A 19,939-nucleotide genomic window follows, 5' to 3' on the forward strand; every position below is an offset into this window, starting at 1 on the left:
TCCGACCGGAAGCAGCGGGCCCCGCCGGCCGTGGTCACGGCGGGCGGGGCCCGGTGGACGTTTCCGTCCGGTCACTCCACGGTGACCGACTTCGCCAGGTTGCGCGGCTGGTCCACGTCGTGCCCCCGGGCCGCGGCGATCTCGGCGGCGAGCACCTGGAGCGGCACGGTGGTGACCAGCGGGGCCAGCAGGGTCGGCGTACGCGGCACGTAGATCAGATGGTCGGCGTAGCGGACGACCGCCTCGTCGCCCTCCTCGGCGATGACGATGGTGCGGGCGCCCCGGGCGCGCACCTCCTGGATGTTGGAGACGACCTTGTCGTGCAGCATGCCCCGGCCGACCGGCGACGGCACGATGCAGATCACCGGGGTGCCCTTGTCGATCAGCGCGATCGGGCCGTGCTTGAGCTCGCCGGCGGCGAAGCCCTCGGCGTGCATGTACGCCAGCTCCTTGAGCTTGAGCGCGCCCTCCAGGGCGACCGGGTAGCCGACGTGCCGGCCGATGAAGAGCACGGTCGGTTCGGACTTCAGCTCCCGGGCCAGCTCGCGGACCGGCTCGATCCGGTCCAGTAGCTCGCGCAGCTTGCCCGGCATCTCCTGGAGCTGGGACACCACCGCGCCCACCTCGTCGGCGAACTTGATCCCGCGCACCTGGGCCAGGTGCAGGCCGATCAGGTAGCAGGCGACGAGCTGGGTGAGGAACGCCTTGGTGGAGGCGACGGCGATCTCCGGCCCGCCGTGGGTGTAGAGCACCGCGTCCGACTCGCGCGGGATGGTCGAGCCGTTGGTGTTGCAGATGGCCAGCACCCGGGCCTTCTGCTCCTTGGCGTGGCGCAGCGCCATCAGGGTGTCCATGGTCTCGCCGGACTGCGAGATCACCACGATCAGCGTGGACCGGTCGAGGACCGGGTCGCGGTAGCGGAACTCGCTGGCCAGTTCGACCTCGCACGGGATCCGGGTCCAGTGCTCGATGGCGTACTTGGCGACCAGACCGGAGTGGTACGCCGTGCCGCAGGCCACGATGAAGATCTTGTCGACGTCGCGCAGGTCCTGGTCGCTGAGGCGGACCTCGTCGAGGGCGATCTCACCGGTCTCGGTGAGCCGGCCGAGCAGCGTGTCGGCGATCGCCTGCGGCTGCTCCTCGATCTCCTTGAGCATGAACCAGTCGTAGCCGCCCTTCTCCGCGGCCGAGGAGTCCCAGTCGATGTGGAAGTCCTTGCCGGTGGCGGGCTGGCCGGCGAAGTCGGTGATCTCGATGCTGTCGCGGGTGATCAGGACGATCTGGTCCTGGCCCAGCTCGACCGCCTCACGGGTGTGCTCGATGAACGCGGCCACGTCGCTGGCCAGGTAGTTCTCCCCGTCGCCGCGGCCGACGACCAGCGGCGAGTTGCGCCGGGCGCCGACCACCGCGCCGGGGACGCCGGCGTCGACGGCCAGCAGGGTGAAGGCGCCCTCCAGCCGCTGGCAAACGACCCGCATGGCCGAGGCCAGCAGCTGCGGGCTGTCGGCCTCGCCGGCCCGGCGCAGGTCGGCCAGCGCCGCCGCCAGCAGGTGGGCGGCGCACTCGGTGTCGGTGTCGCTGGTGAACTGGACGCCGTCGGCCTCCAGCTCGGCCCGGAGCTTCGCGAAGTTCTCGATGATGCCGTTGTGGATCACGGCGACCCGGCCGTCGGGGGCCAGGTGCGGGTGAGCGTTGCGGTCGGTGGGGCCGCCGTGGGTGGCCCAGCGGGTGTGCCCGATGCCGGTGGTGCCGTCGCCGATGCCGATCGGGCTGGCGGCGCAGTCCTCGGGGTTGCTGGCGGCGCGCTCGGAGAGGACCTTCTCCAGGTTGGCCAGCTTGCCGGCCTTCTTCTCGATCAGCAGTTCGTCGTCGCAGACGATCGCCACGCCGGCCGAGTCGTAGCCGCGGTACTCCAGCCGCCGCAGTCCGTCGAGCACGATGCCGAGCGCCGGGCGGGAGCCGGCGTAACCCACGATTCCACACATGGTCCGCAGCCTAACCCAGTTTCGCTCATCGCGTGTGCTCGGAAGTCGGGTAAACAATCACTGAATTTGAGCGATCGGCGAGCGTCGGGCGGCGCCCGGACAAACCTCCCCGCCCGGCGAACCCGCCCGGCGACCCGACGGGGTTGCGGGCCCGTCCCCGGTACGACAGTCTCTCGGCGGATCCGGCACGTCCCTGGGACGGCCCGTTCGTCCCGTTCCCTCTCCCCCGTTCCGGAGCAGACATGCCCGACGCGTCCCCGTCTCCCGAGCCGTCCCAGCCCGGCCCGCAGACTCCCGAACCATCGGCCCCGACGGGCGGCGCGGGCCCCACCCCGGCCGACCCGCCCGCGCCGCCGGCCTCCTCGCCGTACCCCTGGACCCCGCCGGACCCGCCGGCCTCCTCGCCGTACGCCTGGACCCCGCCGGACCCGCTGGCCGGGCCGCAGCCCTGGGCTGCGCCGAGCCCGTGGGCGCCGCCCTCGTCCGCCACCCCTGGGGCGCCGCCGTCCTCTTCGGCCGACCCGGACAGGTGGGCACCGCCCGCCACGCCGCCGACGCCGACGGGAACGCCAGGGGCGGGCGGGACCGCCGCGACGGAGGGGACGGCCGGGCCAGCGGAGACGGCCTCGCCACCCTCGCCCCGGCCAGCAGCGCCCGGAGGCCCGCACCGCCTCCCGGCCGGGCCGACCGGCCTGCCGACCGGCCCGCACGGCTTCCCCACCGGCCCGTACGGCTTCCCGACCGGCCCGCACGGCACGCAGCCCGGCCCCGGCACACCGTCCGCCGGCTGGCCACCGCCCGGCTACCCGCCGCCCTACGCCCACCCCGGGTATCCCCCAGCGCCCGCCCCGACCAACGGACGGCGGATCGCGGGGATCGTCATCGCCCTCGTCACGGTGCTCACCCTCGGGATCTGCGGCTGCCTGGTTGCGGGCGGCATGATGTTCGACCGGTACGCGCCCGAGCCGGTGGCCGAGGACCCGTACTACGACGACCCGTACTACGACGAGGACATCCCGGAGTCGACGTGGACCCCGCCCCCGCCCGTCCAGCCCTCGGCACCGGCCGCCACCCCGTCCAGCGGTCGGGGCAGTTACGCCGTCACCTACGAGGTGACCGGCCAGGGCCCGGCGGACATCCAGTACTACGACGCCAACGGCGACTTCATCCGGCTCGACCGGGTGAAGCTGCCCTGGAGGAAGAAGATCCGCACCGACGACCAGAACCGGGTGATCCTCATCGCCAGCAATACCGACGACGACGGAAGGTCGATCAGCTGTTCCACCACCGTGGCCGGCCGCCCACCGGTGACCGACTCGGTGGACGGCTGGGGCTGGCAGGTGACCTGCGCGGGCCGGTGAGCACGGCGGCGCGACCCGTAGGGTGGGCGTCGTGACGACACCCACCGATGTCGACCCGCTCGTGGCCCGGATGCGTCCGTTCGGCACCACGATCTTCGCCGAGATGTCCGCGTTGGCCGTCCGCACCGGCGCGGTCAACCTCGGGCAGGGCTTCCCGGACAGCGACGGCCCGCCGGAGATGCTGGCCGCGGCGGCCGAAGCGCTGCGCACCGGGCAGAACCAGTACCCGCCGGGCCCGGGCATCCCCGCGCTGCGCCGGGCCGTCGCCGACCACCAGCGCCGCTTCCACGGTCTCGAGTACGACCCGGACGGCGAGATCGTGGTCACCGCCGGCGCCACCGAGGCGGTCGCCGCCAGCATCCTCGCCCTCTGCGAGCCGGGCGACGAGGTGGTCTGCTTCGAGCCGTACTACGACTCGTACGCGGCCTCCATCGCGCTGGCCGGCGCGGTGCGGCGGCCGGTGACGCTGCGTCCCGGCGACGACGGCCGGTACGCCTTCGACCCGGCGGCGCTGCGCGCCGCGTTCGGCCCGCGGACCCGGCTGGTGCTGCTCAACTCTCCGCACAACCCGACCGGCAAGGTGTTCACCCCCGACGAGCTGGCCCTGGTCGCCGAGCTCTGCCAGGAGCACGGCGCGTACGCGGTCACCGACGAGGTGTACGAGCACCTGGTCTTCCCCGACGCCGCCGCGCCGCACGTGCCGCTGGCCACGCTGCCCGGGATGCGGGAGCGGACGCTGCGCATCTCGTCGGCGGGCAAGACCTTCTCCTGCACGGGCTGGAAGGTCGGCTGGGTGAGCGGCCCGGCCCCGCTGGTCTCGGCGGTGCTGCGGGTAAAGCAGTTCCTCACCTTCGTCAACGCGGCGCCGCTGCAACCGGCGGTCGCCGTGGCGCTGGCCCTGCCGGACGCCTATTTCACCGACTTCCGCGACGGCATGCGGCAGCGCCGGGACCAGCTCGTCGCCGGGCTGACCGACGCGGGCTTCGACGCGCTGACCCCGGAGGGGACGTACTTCGTCACCGCCGACGTCACCGCGCTGGGCGGGCGGGACGGGGTGGAGTTCTGCCGGTCGCTGCCCGAGCGCTGCGGCGTGGTGGCGGTGCCCACGCAGGTCTTCTACGACGACCCGGAGGCGGGCCGGCGGCTGGTCCGGTTCGCCTTCTGCAAGCGTCCGGAGGTGCTGACCGAGGCGGTCACCCGGCTGCGCCGGCTGAAGGAGCGGTGATGACCGACGGGTACGCCGACCGGGTCCGCCGGCTCACCGCGCTGCGCGGCTGCGCCACCGTGCTCTCCGGGGCCCGGCCACCCTCGGTCGCCGAGCAGCTCGACGCCATCCGGGCCGCCGCCCCCGACTAGCTGCTGCCGGACTTCTACGGCGAGGGCGGCGCGGTCGAGGCGGTGGAGCGCCGGGTGGCCGACCTGCTCGGTACGGAGGCGGCGGTCTTCTTCCCCAGCGGCACGATGGCGCAGCAGGTCGCCATGCGGTACGGCGCGGAGCTGACCGGCCGCAACGCGGTCGGCCTGCACCCGCTGAGCCACCCGCTGCTGCACGAGCGGGACGCGTACGCGGTGCTCGGCGGGCTGCGGGCGGTGCTCACCACGCCGGCCCCGCGCAACCCCACCGGCGAGGAGGTGGCCGCGCTCGACGAGCCGATCGGCACCCTGCTGCTCGAGCTGCCGCTGCCCGACGCCGGTTTCGTGCTGCCGACCTGGGACGAGCTGGTGGCGGTGGTCGGGACGGCCCGCGACCGGGGTGCCCGGGTGCACCTCGACGGCGCCCGGCTATGGGAGTCCACCGTCCACCTGCACACCCACCAGTTCCGGCTGTGGCTGCCGCATCCGGCCGGCGCGCTGAACGACGCCAACCTCGCCCTCGCCGAGGAGGAGAAGGCGTGGTTCGTCGGCGGCTGGCAGGACACCGAGGTGCCGGGGCTGGCGATGGCCGAGGTGACGGTGGCCGGCCCGGCCCTGGAGTTCGACGCGGCGCAGGTCGTGGAGCTGGGCGAGCGCTTCCTGCGCCGGACCGCGGCGACGGCCTGAGCCACCGGCGGCGACGGTCGGGCCTGGTCGGCCGGGAGCGGTCGCGGCTGGTCGGCCGGGAGCCGTCGCGCTGGTCGGTCGGCGGCGTCAGCCCGGTCAGCCGGCGGCGCGGGCCGGTCCGCCGTTCCCGGTCGGCGGGGCGGCCCGGCCTTCGTTCGGCGGGGCGGCCCGGCCTGCGGTCGGCGGGGCGGCCCGGCCTTCGGTCGGCGGGGCGGCCCGGCCTTCGGTCGGCGGGGCGGCCCGGCCTTCGGTCGGCGGGGCGGCCCGGCCTTCGTTCGGCGGGGCGGCCCGGCCTTCGTTCGGCGGGGCGGCCGGCGACCGGTCGGCGGCGAGTGTGGCGAGCAGCGCGCCGCCGTCGGCGAGCAGCACCAACTCGGCGTCGTCGACGAAGGCGAGGTCCGCCTCGACGTGCCGGCCGGCGGCGGCGAGCAGCAGGCCGACGACCGGGTCCTCGGCACGGCGCCGCAGCCCGTCGAGGTTGCGCAGTTCGCGCATCAGGTGCCCACGCTGGTTGCCGAGCACGGTCCGCACCGTCGCCGCCTCCCCGGAGCTGGCCGCGGCGGTGACCTTGAGGAAGAAGTCGTCCCGGAAGCCGCCGCTGCGGGGGCTGGGTTCGCCGAGCCACCGGTCCAGCTCCGCCCGGCCGTCGGCGGTGATCTCGTAGACCACCCGGTCGGGCTTGACCGGCTGGGTCTGCCGCTCGGAAACCACCAGGCCGTCCCGGGAGAGCCGGTCGAGGATCTGGTAGAGATGCCCAATGTTCAGCGGGCCCCACTGCGGGCCCACCGCCTCCTCGAAGGCGCCCTTCAGCTGGTAGCCGTGGCTGGGGCCGCGGGCGAGCAGGGCCAGGACCGCGTGCTGAATTGCCACCGTCTCCTCCTGTCCGGTCCGGACGCGTCCACCCGGACGGGTCTTGCATTGTCACAATGTATCGCGCAGAGTGTGGTCAGCACACGGGGAGGCGCGACATGGTCCGTTTCATCTGGGGGCAGCTACGCGGCCGTGCTGGGCGGTCGGTGGCGCTGCTGGCCGGCGTACTGGTGGCGACCACCGGTTTCGTCGTCCTGACCGGCGCCACCACCACATCCCGCCTGGACGTCACCGGCACTGTCGAGCGGAACACCCGTGCCGCGTACGACATCCTCGTCCGTCCGAACGGGACGCGCACCCCCCTGGAGGCCGAGCGGGGGCTGGTCCGGCCCAACTACCTCTCCGGCCTCTACGGCGGCATCACCTCCGACCAGTACGACCAGGTGAAGGCCGTCGCCGGGGTGGACGTGGCCGCCCCGATCGCGATGCTCGGCTACTCGACGTCGTCGGTGCCGATGCGGCTCGATCTCACCGACGCCGTCGACCGCTCGCTGGACCGGCAGGTGATCCGGATCGACCCCACCTACGTCGCCGAACGCGGCCTGTCCACCGCGTCGGGCAAGCCCCGGTACGTGTACGTGACCACGCTGCCGCTGATCCATCCCGTCTTCGACGAGAACATGCGGGATTCCGTCCGGTACACCGACGGCCGGACCTACTCCCTCGAGGACGTCTGCGGAATGGTGGTCCGCGAGGTGCAGCCGGACGGCAGCAGCCGGCCGGTCTGCGACCCGCAACGCGGCGGCCTGCTCGGCAACCGCGGCTCGATGTCGGAACGCGACAACTGGAGCGTCACCCCGGTCCGGCTGCTGCCCGACGGCCGGTTCGAGGCGGAGAACGGCGTCCTCGCCCGGAACGGGGACGCCCCGACGGCGACCGCCGAGCGGCTGGCGCTGACCGAACCACTGACCGTGCCGTTCCTGCTCGCCGCCGTGGACCCCGACGCGGAACAGCGACTGGTCGGTCTCGACGACACGGTGGTCGACGGCCGTCCGTTACGTCCCGACGACACGGTGACCGAGACCATGCGCGGCACCGCCCTCAACCGCGACGTTCCGGTACTCGCCACCAACCGTCCCTACCTCGACGGGGAGTTGCGGGCCGCGTTCACCCGGCTGCCCGACGCCCGGCCGGCCGGGCTGCCCGGCGAAGACCTGGAGGAGAGCCTCCGCCGGGCTCCCGGCACACCGGCCGGATCGGTGCGGGCGGAGCTGACCGACGGTTACCGAGCCCAGCTCGCGGAGGGCGTCTCCGGCCAGGGCGGGTGCTGCTTCGGTCAGCTCCAGATCGTCACGCAACCCGGCGCGGTGGCGTACAAGCGGTCGCCGGGCGATGTTCTGCGCGCTGGCGCGGTACCACCGGCCAGCCCGGAGGTCTTCGGTACCGAACGCGAGTTCAGCTGGCTCCCCCGTCCCTGGCTCACCGAGGACGTTGGCGCGCGCTCGCTGCGGCGCATCCCGCTCCCCGCCGGCGGGGCGATCACTCCATTCCGGCAGTGGCGGGCGGTGGGCGTGTTCGACCCGGAGAAGCTGATCGGGTTCAGCGACCTGGGCAAGGTGCCGCTGGAGACGTACGAGCCGCCGCGGGCCGAGGCTGCCGACGAGCGCAGCCGCACCGCGCTCGGCGGGAAGCCGCTGGAGCCGAGCGGCAACCCGGCCGGCTACCTCTCCACGCCGCCGCTGCTGCTCACCAACCTGGCCAGCGTGCCGAAGCTGCTCAAAGGCGGCACCACCCCGCAGCTCAAGGCCCCGATCAGCGCGATCCGGGTGCGGGTGGCCGACGTCGACGGCTACAGCGAACGCTCCGCCGAGCGGGTCCGGCTGATCGCCGAGCAGATCAACCGTGTCACCGGCCTCGACGTCGACATCACCCTCGGCTCCTCCCCGGCGCCGCAGACCGTGGAGCTGCCGGCCGGCTCGTTCGGCCGGCCCGAGCTGCGACTGACCGAGAACTGGTCCGCGCTCGGGGTGGCCTCGGTGATCACGAAGGCGGTCGACCGGAAGAGCGTCGCGCTCTTCGTGCTGGTACTGGTGGTCTGCGTGCTCTTCCTCGGCAACGCGGTCTCCGCCGCGGTCCGGGACCGTCGGCCGGAGCTGGCGGTGCTCGCCTGCCTGGGCTGGCCGGCCCGGCGGATCGGCGCACTGATCCTCGGCGAGGTCGCCACGCTGGGTCTGGCCGCCGGGCTACTCTCGTTCGGGCTGGCGTTCCCGCTCGGCGCCGCGCTGGGCATCGGGATCGACTGGCGGCGGGCGCTGCTCGCCGTACCGGTGGCCCTGCTGCTGGCGCTGGTCGCGGGCCTGGCGCCGGCGCTGCGGGCGGCGCGCGCCCACCCGGCCGCCGCGCTGCGCCCGCCGGTGGCCACGGCCCGATGGATACGCCGACCTCGCACCCTGCCCGGCCTGGCCCTGGTGAACCTGGTGCGCACCCCCGGGCGCACCCTGCTCGGCGCGGGCGCGCTGGCCATCGGGGTGGCCGCGCTGACCCTGGTCACCGCCGCCGCGTATGCCTTCCGCGGCGCGATCGTCGGCAGCCTGCTCGGGGACACCGTGTCGTTGAGCGTGCGCGGTGCGGACACCATGGCCGCAGTCGCGACGGTGCTCCTCGGCGCCGCCGCGGTGGCCGACGTGCTCTACCTGAACATCCGCGACAGGGCGGCCGAGCTGGCGACGCTGCGCGCGGTGGGCTGGACGGACGGCGCACTGGGCCGCCTGATCGGGTACGAGGGTCTCCTGCTCGGCACGCTCGGCGCGCTCGCCGGAGCGGCGCTGGGCCTGGGCGGCGCGGCGTGGCTGATCGGTGACCTGCCGCCGGCGCTCGTCCTGGTCGCCGCCGCCGTGGCGCTGACCGGGGTGCTGGTCACCTCGGTGGCCGCGCTCGTCCCGGCCGCGCTGCTGCGCCGCCTCCCGACCGCACGACTACTCGCAGAGGAGTGACCATGGACGCGACCACGGGCAGCACGGTCCGGACCGCCGGCCTGGTCCGTCAGTTCCGCACCGGCACCGAGCGGCTCACCGCGATCGACGACGTGACACTGGAGATCACCGCCGGCTCCGTCGTGGCACTGACCGGGCCCAGCGGTTCCGGCAAGTCGACGCTGCTGCACATGATCGGCGCCATCGAACAGGCCGACCAGGGCACCGTGACAGTGGACGACGTCGAGGTCACCGCACTGCGCCGGGCGTCTCTGGCCCGGTACCGGCAGCGGGTCGGCTTCGTCTTCCAGCGCTACCACCTGCTGCCCGCGCTGACCGTGCTGGACAACGTCATCGCGCCGATGCTGCCGCGCCGCGGCCGGGCGGACCACGCTGCCCGGGCCCGCGAGCTGCTCGACGCGGTCGGCCTGGCCGGGCGGGAACGGGCGCTGCCTGCGCAGCTCTCCGGCGGCCAGCAGCAGCGGGTCGCCATCGCCCGGGCGCTGATGGGCGCGCCCCGGCTGCTGCTCGCCGACGAGCCGACCGGCAACCTCGACTCGGCCACCGGCGGCCAGATCCTCGACCTGCTGCTGGACCTGCGGGACCGGCACGGGATGACGATCCTGCTGGCCACCCACGAACGGGCCATCGCCGCCCGGTGCGACCGGCTGGTCCGGCTCGGCGACGGACGGATCGTGGATGACCTCGACCTCACCGACGGCGAGGACCCGGCCGACACCTTCGACCGCGCCGCCCGACTGCGCCTGTAGACCGGCCGGCCGGCTCCCGTCAGGCGGTCGGGCTGGCGGACCGTACCTGCTCGGCGATCCGCTCCGCGACGGACCGGGCGGTCGCCTCGGTGGCGGCCTCCACCATCACCCGGACCAGCGGCTCGGTGCCGGACGGGCGCAGCAGCACCCGTCCGGTCTCGCCCAGTTCGGCCTCGGCGCGCTCCACCTCGGCCCGGACGGCGGGCGCGGTCGCGCCGACGGTACGGTCACCGACCGGCACGTTGATCAGCACCTGCGGCAGCTTGGTCACCACCGAGGCCAGCTCGGCCAGCGACCGGCCGGTGGCGGCCAGCCGCGACATCAGGTGCAGCCCGGTGAGCACGCCGTCGCCGGTGGTGGAGTGCGCCGGCATGACGATGTGACCGCTCTGCTCGCCGCCGAGGGCGAGGCCGGAGGCGCGCAGCTCCTCCAGGACGTACCGGTCGCCGACCTTGGTCTCGACCAGTCGGATGCCCTCCGCGGACATCGCCAGGCGCAGCCCGAGGTTGCTCATCACGGTCGCGACCAGGGTGTCCTGGGCGAGCGTGCCGGCCTCCCGCATGGCGAGGGCGAGGATCGCCATCACCTGGTCGCCGTCGACCTCGTCGCCGTCGGCGGTCACCGCGACGCACCGGTCGGCGTCGCCGTCGTGCGCGATACCCAGGTGGGCGCCGTGCTCGACGACGGCGGCGCGCAGCCCGTCGAGGTGGTTGGAACCGCAGTCGTCGTTGATGTTGAGCCCGTCCGGCTCGGCGTGGATGGCGATCACCTCGGCGCCCGCCTCCCGGTACGCCACCGGGGCCACGTCGGCGGCGGCGCCGTTGGCGCAGTCCACCACCACCTTGATCCCGTCCAGCCGGCGCGGCACGGTGCCGACCAGGTGCTGTACGTAGTGGTCGGCGCCGTCGAGCAGGTCGTGCACCCGGCCGACGCCGGCCCCCACCGGCCGGTCCCAGGCGGTGGTGGCGTTCGCCTCGACGGCCGCCTCGATCCGCATCTCGATCTCGTCCGGCAGCTTGTGCCCGCCGGCGGCGAAGAGCTTGATCCCGTTGTCCGGCATCGGGTTGTGCGACGCGGAGAGCATCACGCCCAGGTCGGCCTTGGCCTCGGCGGTGAGGAACGCGACCGCCGGGGTCGGCAGCACGCCGACCCGGACCACGTTGGCCCCGGCGCTGGTGAGGCCGGCGACCACGGCCGCTTCCAGCATCTCACCGCTGGCCCGGGTGTCCCGGCCCACCACGGCCAGCGGGGGATGAGTCTTGTCCGACTCGGCCAGCGTGTGCGCGGCGGCCACCGCCACCGCGAGCGCCAACTCGGGCGTGAGATCCGCGTTCGCCCGCCCGCGTACGCCGTCCGTGCCGAACAACCGGCCCATACCCGCCAACCTCCGATAAAACGGTCCCAGGGAAAAGGCGAACGGCCGGGCCACCTCCCGTGTGGGGGAGGTGGCCCGGCCGTCCGTCAGAAGTACAACGTGCCGCTGATGATCAGCGCTTCGAGTACTGAGGAGCCTTACGGGCCTTCTTGAGGCCGTACTTCTTGCTCTCCTTGACCCGGGCGTCCCGGGTCAGGAAGCCGGCCTTCTTCAGGGCCGGGCGGTCGTCCGGCTCGTTGACGATCAGCGCCCGGGCGATGGCCAGCCGCAGCGCACCGGCCTGGCCGGTGGTGCCGCCGCCGCGCAGGTTGGCGATGACGTCGAACGCCTCGGGCTTCTCGGCGGTGACCAGCGGGTCCTTGATGAGCTGCTGGTGCACCTTGCTCGGGAAGTAGGCCTCGAGGTCGCGGCCGTTGCAGGTGATCTTGCCGCTGCCGGGGACGATGCGCACCCGGACGATGGCCTCCTTGCGCCGACCCACGGTCTGGATCGGGCGGTCGCCGCGGGGCGCGCGGGCGACGGGCGCCGGCGCCTCGGTGGCCTCGGGGGCGACCTCGGTCTCGGTGATGTCGGTCATGCTGCTTCCTTCGCCCGCGCTCACTGCGCGATCTGCTTGATCTCGAACGGCACCGGCTGCTGCGCGCCGTGCGGGTGCTCGGCACCGGCGTAGACCTTCAGCTTCTTGATCAGCTGACGGCCGAGCTTGTTGTGCGGGAGCATCCCCTTCACGGCCAGCTCGATGGCCCGCTCGGGACGCTTGGTCAGCAGCTCGTCGTAGCCGACCTGCTTCAGACCACCCGGGTAACCGGAGTGGCGGTAGGCGATCTTCTGCTGGCGCTTGTTGCCGGTCAGCGCGACCTTGCCCGCGTTCACGATGACGACGAAGTCGCCCGTGTCGACGTGCGGCGCGAAAGTCGGCTTGTGCTTGCCGCGCAGCAGCGTGGCGGCGTGGGTGGCCAGGCGGCCCAGCACGACATCAGAGGCGTCGATAACGTGCCACTGACGCTCGATCTCACCCGGCTTCGGGCTGTACGTACGCACAGGTCTACCTTGTCTCGTCGTCGGTCTGGGGTCGCGCGCCGAGGTGACCAGCGCGCACGAACGACCAAGCGTACCTGATGCGGCACGCCTCTGGATGTCGTACAACAGCAGGCAACGATACTCGCCGCCCCGTCGCCAGGTCAAAACGGGGGGTCACCCCGCATGGCCGGGGACGCCACAATGACGCAGCTCACGCGCCGGACCGCCGGCGCGGCCCCGACCGCGGGCAGACCGCTCAGGTCAGCGCGAAGGTGAGGCGGTCAGAGCTGCTGCAGGATGCGCAGCGCTCGCCCCACCCGCTGCATGGTCTCGGTGTCGGCGACGTCGACGCACTCGGTGAACCACTTCTTCATCGGGGAGGAGAGCCGGTCGGGCATCACCACGTACCCGCCCATCGGCACGGCCAGCGGGGAGTCCCGCAGCAGCGCCGTCTCGACCACCTCGGCCACGATCACGATCGGCACGTCGGTGGAGTTGTAGACGTCGGTGCTGATCACCAGCCCGAACCGTTCCCGGGCGCCCTCGATCCGCCAGATCTCGCCCCTACGCAGCACGTGGACGTCCGCCGAAGAGCGCGTCGTCGACCATGTCGACCTCCCGGGCGTCGGCGAGCGCGGCGGCCTCGAGGTCGAGCCCGGCCCGGCCGACCGCGGCGGCGTGCGCGGTGAAGACCTCGCGCAGCGCCTTCTCCCGGGCCGCCTGGTCCATCCAGGCGGAGAGCGACAGCCCCTCGCGCTTGGCGAACCGGCGTGCCTCCTCGATCGTCTCGTCGGAGAACGACAGGGTCACCTTGGCAGTCATGCCGCCGAGATTACCCAGTGGTATGACCACTAGTCATCCCGCTTCGCGCCGGTCGCCGAAGCGGTCAAACCACCAACCCGGGTGATCGCGCTCTGCGGCGGGTCGCGGGCTCCCCGCACCTGGCTACCGCGACCCGCCGTGAGCGGCCGAGCCCGGGTCGACTGGAGCCGGTGAGATCAGGCGGACGCGCACCGACCCCCGAACACTGCGAACCGCCACGCCTTGAAGAAGCAGTCGACGTCGACCAGGCCGGCCTCGACCAGCCAGCCGCACTGGTCGGCCACGGGCGCCGGCCGGTCGTGCCGCATCCGCTCCCGGGCGGCGGCGATCTCCGCGTCGTCGGAGCCGAGCGCGCCGGCCTGGGCGACCCAGACCTCGTCGTAGCGGCGGTCCAACTCGGGGGTGGGGCCGGCCACCTGCTCGGCGTTGACGAAGACCCCACCCGGCAGCAGCACCGCCGCCGCCCGGCGGTAGAGCGTGCGCTTGCCCTCGTCGTCCAGGTGGTGGATGGCCAGGGCGGAGACGACCGCGTCGTACCGGCCGGCGGGGAGCGGGTCGGTGAGGTCGCCGACGACCGTGCGGTGGGCCACCCCGCGGGCGGCCAGGCCCTCGGCGGCGACCGCGAGCATCCGCGACGCGCCGTCGAGCAGGGTCACCCGCACCCCGGGCACCGCCGCGGTGAGCAGCAGGGAGAGCAGCCCGGTCCCCGCGCCCAGGTCCAGCACCTCGGGGGTACGCCCCGACGCCAGCGCCGTCCGCAGCGGCGGGGCGGCCACCTCGACCGCGGTGCCGTAGAAGTCGTCGAAGCGGGGCACCAGGCGTCGCCGGGCCTGGTCGTAGCTGCCCGCCACCGCGTCGAAGGCCGCCGTCACGCTCATGCCACGCCTCCCATATTTCAAGAAAGTCGTCTCACATCATAGACCCTGCGGATCGGTCGCGTGCCCCCGCGCGGGTGTGCGTCGCTCTTGACAGGACCGAAACAGAAGGGACCCGGCGCGGAAACCGCCCGGCGGCACGCTTCTCGGGCATAGGAGGAGTGATGCGGGACGAACTGGCCGGCTTCACCATCGGGGTCACCGCCGACCGGCGGCGCGACGAGCTGGCCGCGCTACTGCGACGGCGGGGCGCCCGGGTGGTGCTCGCCCCGGCCCTGCGGATCGTGCCGCTGGCCGACGACAGCGACCTGCGCGAGGCGACCCGCGCCTGCCTGGACCGGCCGCCGGACGTCCTGATGGCGAACACCGGCATCGGGATGCGCGGCTGGCTGGAGGCGGCCGAGGGCTGGGGGCTCGCCGGACCGCTGCGGTCGGTGCTCTCCCGGTCGTACGTGGTGGCCCGGGGGCCGAAGGCGCGGGGCGCGATCCGGGCCGCCGGCCTGCACCACCGGTGGTCGCCGGACTCGGAGAGCTGCGACGAGGTGGTCGACCACCTGCGCGAGCGCGGGGTGGCCGGTCAGGTCGTCGCCGTGCAGCTGCACGGCGACCGGCAGCCGGAGTGCACCGAGGCGCTGGAGGCTGCCGGGGCCATCGTCATCGAGGTGCCGGTCTACCGCTGGGCGCCGCCCACCGACCCGGCACCGCTGCACCGGCTCATCGACCTGGTCGCCGGCCGGCTGGTCGACGCCGTCACCTTCACCTCGGCGCCAGCGGCGGAGGCGCTGCTGCGGGCGGCCGGTGACCGTGCCGAGACGGTGCTGGAGGCGCTGCGCGGGGAGGTACTGGCCAGCTGCGTCGGCGCCGTCACCGCGGCACCGCTGGTCCGCCGGGGGGTCCCGGTCAGCGCACCCGCCCGGGCCCGCCTCGGGGCGCTGGTCCGGCAGATCGTCGACGAGCTGCCCCGGCGTACGGTGACCGTCAAGGCCGCCGGGCACCTGCTGACCCTGCGCGGGCACGCGGCCGTGGTCGACGGCGAGCTGCGGCCGCTCGCGCCGGCCCCGATGACGGTGCTGCGGGCGCTGGCCGCGTCGCCCGGCCGGGTGCTGTCCCGCACGGCGCTGCTGCGCACCCTGCCCCGGGGCGCGGACGAGCACGCGGTGGAGATGGCGGTGGCCCGGCTGCGGGCCGGGCTCCGGGCACCCCGCGTGGTGCAGACCGTGGTCAAGCGGGGTTACCGCCTCCGGGTCGACTGACCCGGAGACGGTTCAGCCCACCGGGGCGTAGCCGCGGCCGTGCTCGGACTCCAGCCGGAGCATGGCGTGCTCGACCACCGTCACCAGCACCTGCTTCACCGAGTCGCGCCGCCGGGCGTCGCACATCACCAGCGGTACGTCCCGCGAGATGGCCAGCGCCTCGCGGACCTCCTCCAGCTCGTACTGCGGCGCGTCGTCGAACCGGTTCAGCGCCACCACGTACGGCAGGTTCCGGTTCTCGAAGTAGTCCAGCGGCGCGAAGGCGTCCGTGATCCGGCGGGTGTCCACCAGGACGGTGGCACCCACCGCCCCCCGGATGATCTCGTCCCACATGAACCAGAAGCGGGTCTGGCCCGGGGTGCCGAAGAGGTACAGGATCAGGTCCTGCGCCATGGTGATCCGGCCGAAGTCCATGGCGACCGTGGTGGTCTCCTTGCCGGGCACCTTCGACGGGTCGTCGATGCCCACGCCGGCCGCCGTCATCAGCGCCTCGGTGGTCAGCGGCTCGATCTCGGAGATGGCGCCGACCAGTGTCGTCTTGCCCACGCCGAAGCCGCCCGCGACCACGATCTTCGCGGAGATGATCTCCCGGCTGCGGCGCGCCCCGGCGGGGTCATAGTTCGCGAAGTCCACTTAGCACCCTTCCCAGCAGGTTCATCCGCTCCTCGTAGCCCTCGGCCGGAGCGGCAGTGTGTAGCGTCAGCAGGCTCTCGGCCACCATGTCGGCGACCAGCACCCGGGTGACGCCCAGCGGCATCCGGGTGTACGCGGCGATTTCCGCCAGCGACTGTGCCCGGCCCTCGCAGACCGTGGCGATGCGGTACTTGTCGTGCCCGGCGAAGCGCGCCTCGGTGGCCTGGGTGAGGCTGGCCGACAGCACCGCCTCCAGGGCGATGTCCCGGCTCGGCTCGGTACGGCCCCGGGTGACCGCGTACGGCCGTACCAACGCCCCGCGTGGGTCCCGCCGTGGTTCCATTCGCCATCACCTCCTCCCGCCCGGAGCCCACCGGCACCGGATCGCCTGTCCCTCGCCGGGCGCGAGCACGCCCGGCGTCGTACATCCCGGCTACGAGCGCACGGCGTCGCGTGGCAGCGGCACCAGCGCGGCACCCACCCGCTCGACGAGCAACGCCATCTCGTAGCCGACCTGCCCGACGTCACAGCTGCGCGCGGCGAGGACCGCCATCGACGACCCGTCGCTGATCGACATCAGGAACAGGTAGCCGCTGTCCATCTCGATCACCGTCTGGAGCACGCCGCCCGCGCTGAACATCCGGGCGGCTCCCTCGGTCAGGCTCACCACCCCGGAGGTGATGGCGGCGAGCTGGTCCGCCCGGTCCCCCGGGAGATCCCGTGAGGAAGCGAGCAGCAGCCCGTCCGCGGACACCGCCACCACGTGGGCGATGCCCGCCACGCTGTCGGCGAAGTTGGTGAGCAGCCAACCCATGTCCTGCATGGCCGCTGGCCTGTTCATCGGCGCGTCTCCTTGGTCGAGGTGCTGTTCTGGTCCGTACCGGCCGAACGGCCGCGCTGCACGCCGCGGTGGTAGGCGGAGAGCAGGCCGCGGACCTCGTCGGGGGTACGGCGGCTGCGGTCCCGCCCGCCCTTGGGCTCGACGCCGCCGGGGACGAGCTGGGCCTGGGGCACCCGCTTCGGCAGGCCGGAGCGGGTGGTTCCGGCGTTGGCCGGCTCGGCGGCCCGGGTGGCCCGGGACCAGCCTTCGTCGGCCGCCGTCCGCCAGGCGCCCGGCTCCGCGGGTGGCGGGGTGGCAGGCTCCGTGGGCGGCGGGGCGGTGCGGGCCGCCGGTGGCGCGGACGGCACCGCCGGCGGGACGTACGACGGGGGTGGCGGCGCGGCCGGCGTGTGCGCGGCGGCCGACGCCACCGACGGGGTGCCGGAGGCCGTCGGGGCGCTCGGCACCCGGGTCGGCAGTGGCGGCCGGGTGCGCTTCGCGACGGCGCCGTCGGCCGGCGGCTCGTCGAAGCTCGGCCGGGTGAAGATCGCGGTGGCGTCGTCTCCGTGGGAGCGGAACCACACCGCCTCCATTTCCCGGAAGATCGGCGAGTCGGCCGGCCGGTCCGGCGGGGCCACCACCGGAGTGGCCGGCACCGGGGCCGGCGGGGTGTACGGCACCGCCAGGGCCCCCGGGGTCGTCGGGGCGAAGGGCGCCGCCGGGGCGGGCGTGAACGGGGTCGCCGGGGTGAACAGCGCGGGCGCCGTGGCGAACGGTTCGGCCGGTGCCGACGGCACGCCGGCAACCGGTCCACGGGGCAGTGCCGGGGCGGCGTCGGCGGCCGGGGCCCGCTTCGGCAGCGGGTCGAGGACGGGCTGGGTCGCCGTCGGAGCGCCGGCCGAGTAGCCGCCGCCGTACGCCGGCTCCGCCGGCACGGACGAGGCGGGCACGGCGGACGCCGGCACGGACGAGGTCGGCACGGACGAGGTGGGCGCGGACGGCGGGACCTGGCCGCCGAGGGTCACCGCCGGAGCGGTGTCCCGCGCGTCGACCGGGGGCTGCCAGGGCGCCGGCACCGGCGGGGCGGCCCGCCACTGGTCGGTCAGCGTCGCCGCGCCGGTACGCCCCCCGGCCAGCGAATCACCGAGGCCGGCCGTGGTGAGGGGCGCCTGCTCCACCGCCAGCGGCTGGCGCGGCCGGTGCAGCGCCAGGTCCCGGCCCCCGTGGGCGGGCAGCACCACCGTCGAGTTCGGCAGCGTCACCTGGGCGACCGTGCCGCCCTCGACGTTGCGCCGCAGCTCGACCCGGATGCCGTACCGGGAGGCGAGCCGGCTCACCACGGCGAGACCCATCAGCCGGAACGCGGCCACGTCCACGCTCGGCGGCGCGGCCAGCCGGCGGTTGAGCGAGTCGAGCTGCTCCTCGGTGAGGCCCAGGCCACGGTCCTCGACCTGGATCAGCACGTAGTCGCGGATCCGGCGGCCGTCGGCGACCACGGTGGTGGTCGGCGGCGAGAAGCGGGTGGCGTTGTCGAGCAGCTCGGCGACCAGCCGGACCACGTCGTTGACCGCGTGGGCGGCGACCGAGATGTCGGTGTCGACGGTGCCGAACTCGATGCGGTTGTAGAGCTCGACCTCGGACTGGGCGGCCCGCAGCACGTCGACCAGCAGCGCGTCGTCGCGGCGGGGCGCCGTCGAATCGGCGCCGGCCAGGACGAGCAGGTTCTCGTCGTTGCGGCGCATCCGGGTGGCCAGGTGGTCGAGCTCGAAGAGCTGGGCGAGGCGCTTCGGGTCCTCCTCGCTGCGCTCGATCGCGTCCAGCTCGCCGATCATCCGGTCGACCAGCGTCTGGCTGCGCCGGGCCAGGTTGAGGAACATCGCCGAGACGCTGGTACGCAGGGCGGCCTGTTCGGCGGCGACCCGGACCGCCTCCCGGTGCACGACGTTGAAGGCCGAGGCCACCTGCCCGACCTCGTCGCGGTTGGTCAGCCGGATCGGGTCGCGGACCTGGCCGACGATCTCCTCCACCCCGCCGTCGCCGACGCTGCCCATGCTCTGCAGCCGCCGCACCGCGTCCGGCAGGTCGTGGTTGGCCACCGACAGGGCGCCCTCCCGCAACAGCCGCAGCGAGTGGTTGAGCGAGCGGGCCAGCACCACGGCGAGCGAGACGGCGATGATCAGGGTGAGCAGCACCAGCACCGACTCGACGACGGCCTGCCGGATGACGTCGCTGCGGGCCTGCTCGGCCCGGCTCAGCAGGCGGTCCTGGAGCTGGATCTCGGCCCACCGCATCAGGTCGTTGACCGCGCCGATCGAGGCGCTGGCGTCGGTCGCGCCGACCAGCGGCTGCTGCCCCACCGAGCGGGTGATGTCGCTGGCCACCCGGTCGGCGAGCCCGACCGCGTCGCCGGAGACCGTGCCCTCGACCAGGGCCCGCTGCTCCGGGTCGGCGGCCAGGGAGAAGGAGACCAGTGCCTCCTGCTGGCTGGTCAGCGTGGTCACGAAGGCGGAGAACTGCTCCTCGTCGAGCCGGCCGGCGCTGAGCGCGGTGTACGCGACCGCCTCCTCCTCCGCGACGGCCGCCTTGGCCCGGCCGAACGCGGCCACCGCGCGACGGGCGTCGGCGAGGCTCTCCTGGCCGGCGAGCTGGGCCAGGGTGTCGCCGTACGAGACGAGGTCGGTGAGGACGATGCCGTACCGCAGGGTGGCCTCGGCCACCGGCATCTGCCGGCGGTCGAGCACCTCCTGGCGGGTGCTGTTGAGCGTCTCCAGGTGGTCGTCGATGACCTTGAGCCGGTCGCGGACGGCCGCCGGGACCTCGCCGATCTCCGCCCGCTCCGCGCGGTACTCCGTGATCCGCTGGTCGGTGGCGCGGACCCGCAGGTTGTAGTCGTCGACCTTCTGCTGCGGCGTGGCCAGGTAGCCGGCCGCCGCCATCCGCTCCTTGTGCAGGTCCTGGGTGAGCGCGGAGATGTCGACGGAGAGCGCGGTCAGCGACCGGATCCGGGTCGCGTCGTACGCGCCCTCTCCGGTGGAGATGAGTCGGATAGTTGCCAGAGCAATAACTGCGGCGACCGGAACCACGAGAATGAGGGCGAGTTTGGAGCGGATCCGCGCGTCCCTCAATCGGGGCAGCCGCCGCCCCCGCTCACGCTGAGCGGCGTCGCCAATTTCGGGCAGGGTCGTCGGTCCGGTGCTCACGAC

19 protein-coding genes are annotated in these 19,939 nt (G+C 73.9%); 7 read left to right on the forward strand and 12 right to left on the reverse strand.

Features of this window, described 5'->3' with window-relative positions; genetic code table 11:
* Positions 1–71: 71 nt before the first annotated feature.
* A complete protein-coding gene (gene glmS / locus ABZ807_RS26955) occupies positions 72–1,985 on the reverse strand; it encodes a glutamine--fructose-6-phosphate transaminase (isomerizing) (RefSeq protein ID WP_357163644.1) in 1,914 nt (637 codons plus the stop codon).
* A 242-nt stretch (positions 1,986–2,227) separates the two neighbouring features.
* Here glmS and ABZ807_RS26960 point away from each other — a divergent pair, with 242 nt between their 5' ends.
* The 4 genes from ABZ807_RS26960 to ABZ807_RS26975 are packed head-to-tail and all read left to right on the forward strand — an operon-like array spanning position 2,228 to position 5,386.
* Positions 2,228–3,346, forward strand: coding sequence for an MmpS family transport accessory protein (locus tag ABZ807_RS26960; RefSeq protein WP_357163647.1), 1,119 nt, complete (start codon positions 2,228–2,230; stop codon positions 3,344–3,346).
* Between the two features lie 31 nt (positions 3,347–3,377).
* A complete protein-coding gene (locus ABZ807_RS26965; RefSeq protein ID WP_357163650.1) occupies positions 3,378–4,571 on the forward strand; it encodes a pyridoxal phosphate-dependent aminotransferase in 1,194 nt (397 codons plus the stop codon).
* On the forward strand, positions 4,571–4,702 hold the full coding sequence (locus tag ABZ807_RS26970) for a hypothetical protein (RefSeq protein ID WP_357163653.1): 132 nt from the start codon (positions 4,571–4,573) through the stop codon (positions 4,700–4,702). The genes ABZ807_RS26965 and ABZ807_RS26970 overlap by 1 nt, the downstream gene beginning before the upstream one ends.
* Positions 4,703–4,705: 3 nt before the next feature.
* On the forward strand, positions 4,706–5,386 hold the full coding sequence (locus ABZ807_RS26975; protein ID WP_357163721.1) for a beta-eliminating lyase-related protein: 681 nt from the start codon (positions 4,706–4,708) through the stop codon (positions 5,384–5,386).
* A 96-nt stretch (positions 5,387–5,482) separates the two neighbouring features.
* Here ABZ807_RS26975 and ABZ807_RS26980 read toward each other — a convergent pair whose 3' ends face one another.
* The gene (locus ABZ807_RS26980; protein ID WP_357163656.1) at positions 5,483–6,256 is read right to left on the reverse strand and encodes a helix-turn-helix transcriptional regulator; all 774 of its coding nucleotides are present in this window, start codon (positions 6,254–6,256) and stop codon (positions 5,483–5,485) included.
* A gap of 98 nt (positions 6,257–6,354) precedes the next feature.
* Between ABZ807_RS26980 and ABZ807_RS26985 the strand changes: the two genes are divergently transcribed.
* Both ABZ807_RS26985 and ABZ807_RS26990 read left to right on the forward strand, forming a co-directional pair.
* Positions 6,355–9,189: an FtsX-like permease family protein gene (locus tag ABZ807_RS26985; RefSeq protein ID WP_357163659.1), complete on the forward strand. Its 2,835-nt coding sequence runs from the start codon at positions 6,355–6,357 to the stop codon at positions 9,187–9,189.
* A 2-nt stretch (positions 9,190–9,191) separates the two neighbouring features.
* Entirely contained in the window at positions 9,192–9,938 is a 747-nt protein-coding gene (locus ABZ807_RS26990) for an ABC transporter ATP-binding protein (protein ID WP_357163662.1), read from the forward strand.
* A gap of 19 nt (positions 9,939–9,957) precedes the next feature.
* Here the strand turns inward: ABZ807_RS26990 and glmM are convergent, their stop codons facing one another.
* The 6 genes from glmM to ABZ807_RS27020 form a co-directional block, all read right to left on the reverse strand.
* Positions 9,958–11,313, reverse strand: a complete 1,356-nt coding sequence (gene glmM / locus ABZ807_RS26995) for a phosphoglucosamine mutase (RefSeq protein ID WP_357163665.1) — start codon at positions 11,311–11,313, stop codon at positions 9,958–9,960.
* Between the two features lie 112 nt (positions 11,314–11,425).
* Positions 11,426–11,890, reverse strand: a complete 465-nt coding sequence (gene rpsI, locus ABZ807_RS27000) for a 30S ribosomal protein S9 (RefSeq protein ID WP_088998399.1) — start codon at positions 11,888–11,890, stop codon at positions 11,426–11,428.
* Between the two features lie 20 nt (positions 11,891–11,910).
* On the reverse strand, positions 11,911–12,354 hold the full coding sequence (gene rplM / locus ABZ807_RS27005) for a 50S ribosomal protein L13 (RefSeq protein ID WP_089005245.1): 444 nt from the start codon (positions 12,352–12,354) through the stop codon (positions 11,911–11,913).
* 260 nt (positions 12,355–12,614) lie between these two features.
* The gene (locus tag ABZ807_RS27010) at positions 12,615–12,908 is read right to left on the reverse strand and encodes a type II toxin-antitoxin system PemK/MazF family toxin (protein WP_357163670.1); all 294 of its coding nucleotides are present in this window, start codon (positions 12,906–12,908) and stop codon (positions 12,615–12,617) included.
* Positions 12,898–13,155, reverse strand: a complete 258-nt coding sequence (locus ABZ807_RS27015; RefSeq protein WP_357163673.1) for a DUF6364 family protein — start codon at positions 13,153–13,155, stop codon at positions 12,898–12,900. The genes ABZ807_RS27010 and ABZ807_RS27015 overlap by 11 nt, the downstream gene beginning before the upstream one ends.
* Positions 13,156–13,331: 176 nt before the next feature.
* Entirely contained in the window at positions 13,332–14,033 is a 702-nt protein-coding gene (locus tag ABZ807_RS27020) for a class I SAM-dependent methyltransferase (protein WP_357163676.1), read from the reverse strand.
* 161 nt (positions 14,034–14,194) lie between these two features.
* Between ABZ807_RS27020 and ABZ807_RS27025 the strand changes: the two genes are divergently transcribed.
* The gene (locus tag ABZ807_RS27025) at positions 14,195–15,283 is read left to right on the forward strand and encodes a uroporphyrinogen-III synthase (protein WP_357163678.1); all 1,089 of its coding nucleotides are present in this window, start codon (positions 14,195–14,197) and stop codon (positions 15,281–15,283) included.
* 12 nt (positions 15,284–15,295) lie between these two features.
* On the opposite strand, the gene ABZ807_RS27030 is transcribed toward ABZ807_RS27025, so the two are convergent.
* The 4 genes from ABZ807_RS27030 to ABZ807_RS27045 form a co-directional block, all read right to left on the reverse strand.
* Positions 15,296–15,916 carry an ATP/GTP-binding protein gene (locus tag ABZ807_RS27030; protein WP_357163681.1) on the reverse strand — a complete coding sequence of 207 codons (621 nt, stop codon included), beginning with the start codon at positions 15,914–15,916 and terminating at the stop codon, positions 15,296–15,298.
* Positions 15,897–16,259: a DUF742 domain-containing protein gene (locus ABZ807_RS27035; RefSeq protein ID WP_357163684.1), complete on the reverse strand. Its 363-nt coding sequence runs from the start codon at positions 16,257–16,259 to the stop codon at positions 15,897–15,899. Before ABZ807_RS27035 ends, ABZ807_RS27030 begins: the two co-directional genes overlap by 20 nt.
* Before the next feature lie 90 nt (positions 16,260–16,349).
* Positions 16,350–16,757: a roadblock/LC7 domain-containing protein gene (locus tag ABZ807_RS27040; RefSeq protein ID WP_007465177.1), complete on the reverse strand. Its 408-nt coding sequence runs from the start codon at positions 16,755–16,757 to the stop codon at positions 16,350–16,352.
* Positions 16,754–19,936, reverse strand: a complete 3,183-nt coding sequence (locus ABZ807_RS27045) for a nitrate- and nitrite sensing domain-containing protein (protein WP_357163687.1) — start codon at positions 19,934–19,936, stop codon at positions 16,754–16,756. The genes ABZ807_RS27040 and ABZ807_RS27045 overlap by 4 nt, the downstream gene beginning before the upstream one ends.
* Positions 19,937–19,939: the final 3 nt, after the last annotated feature.

The organism is Micromonospora sp. NPDC047548 (assembly GCF_040642975.1).
Lineage (GTDB): Bacteria > Actinomycetota > Actinomycetes > Mycobacteriales > Micromonosporaceae > Micromonospora.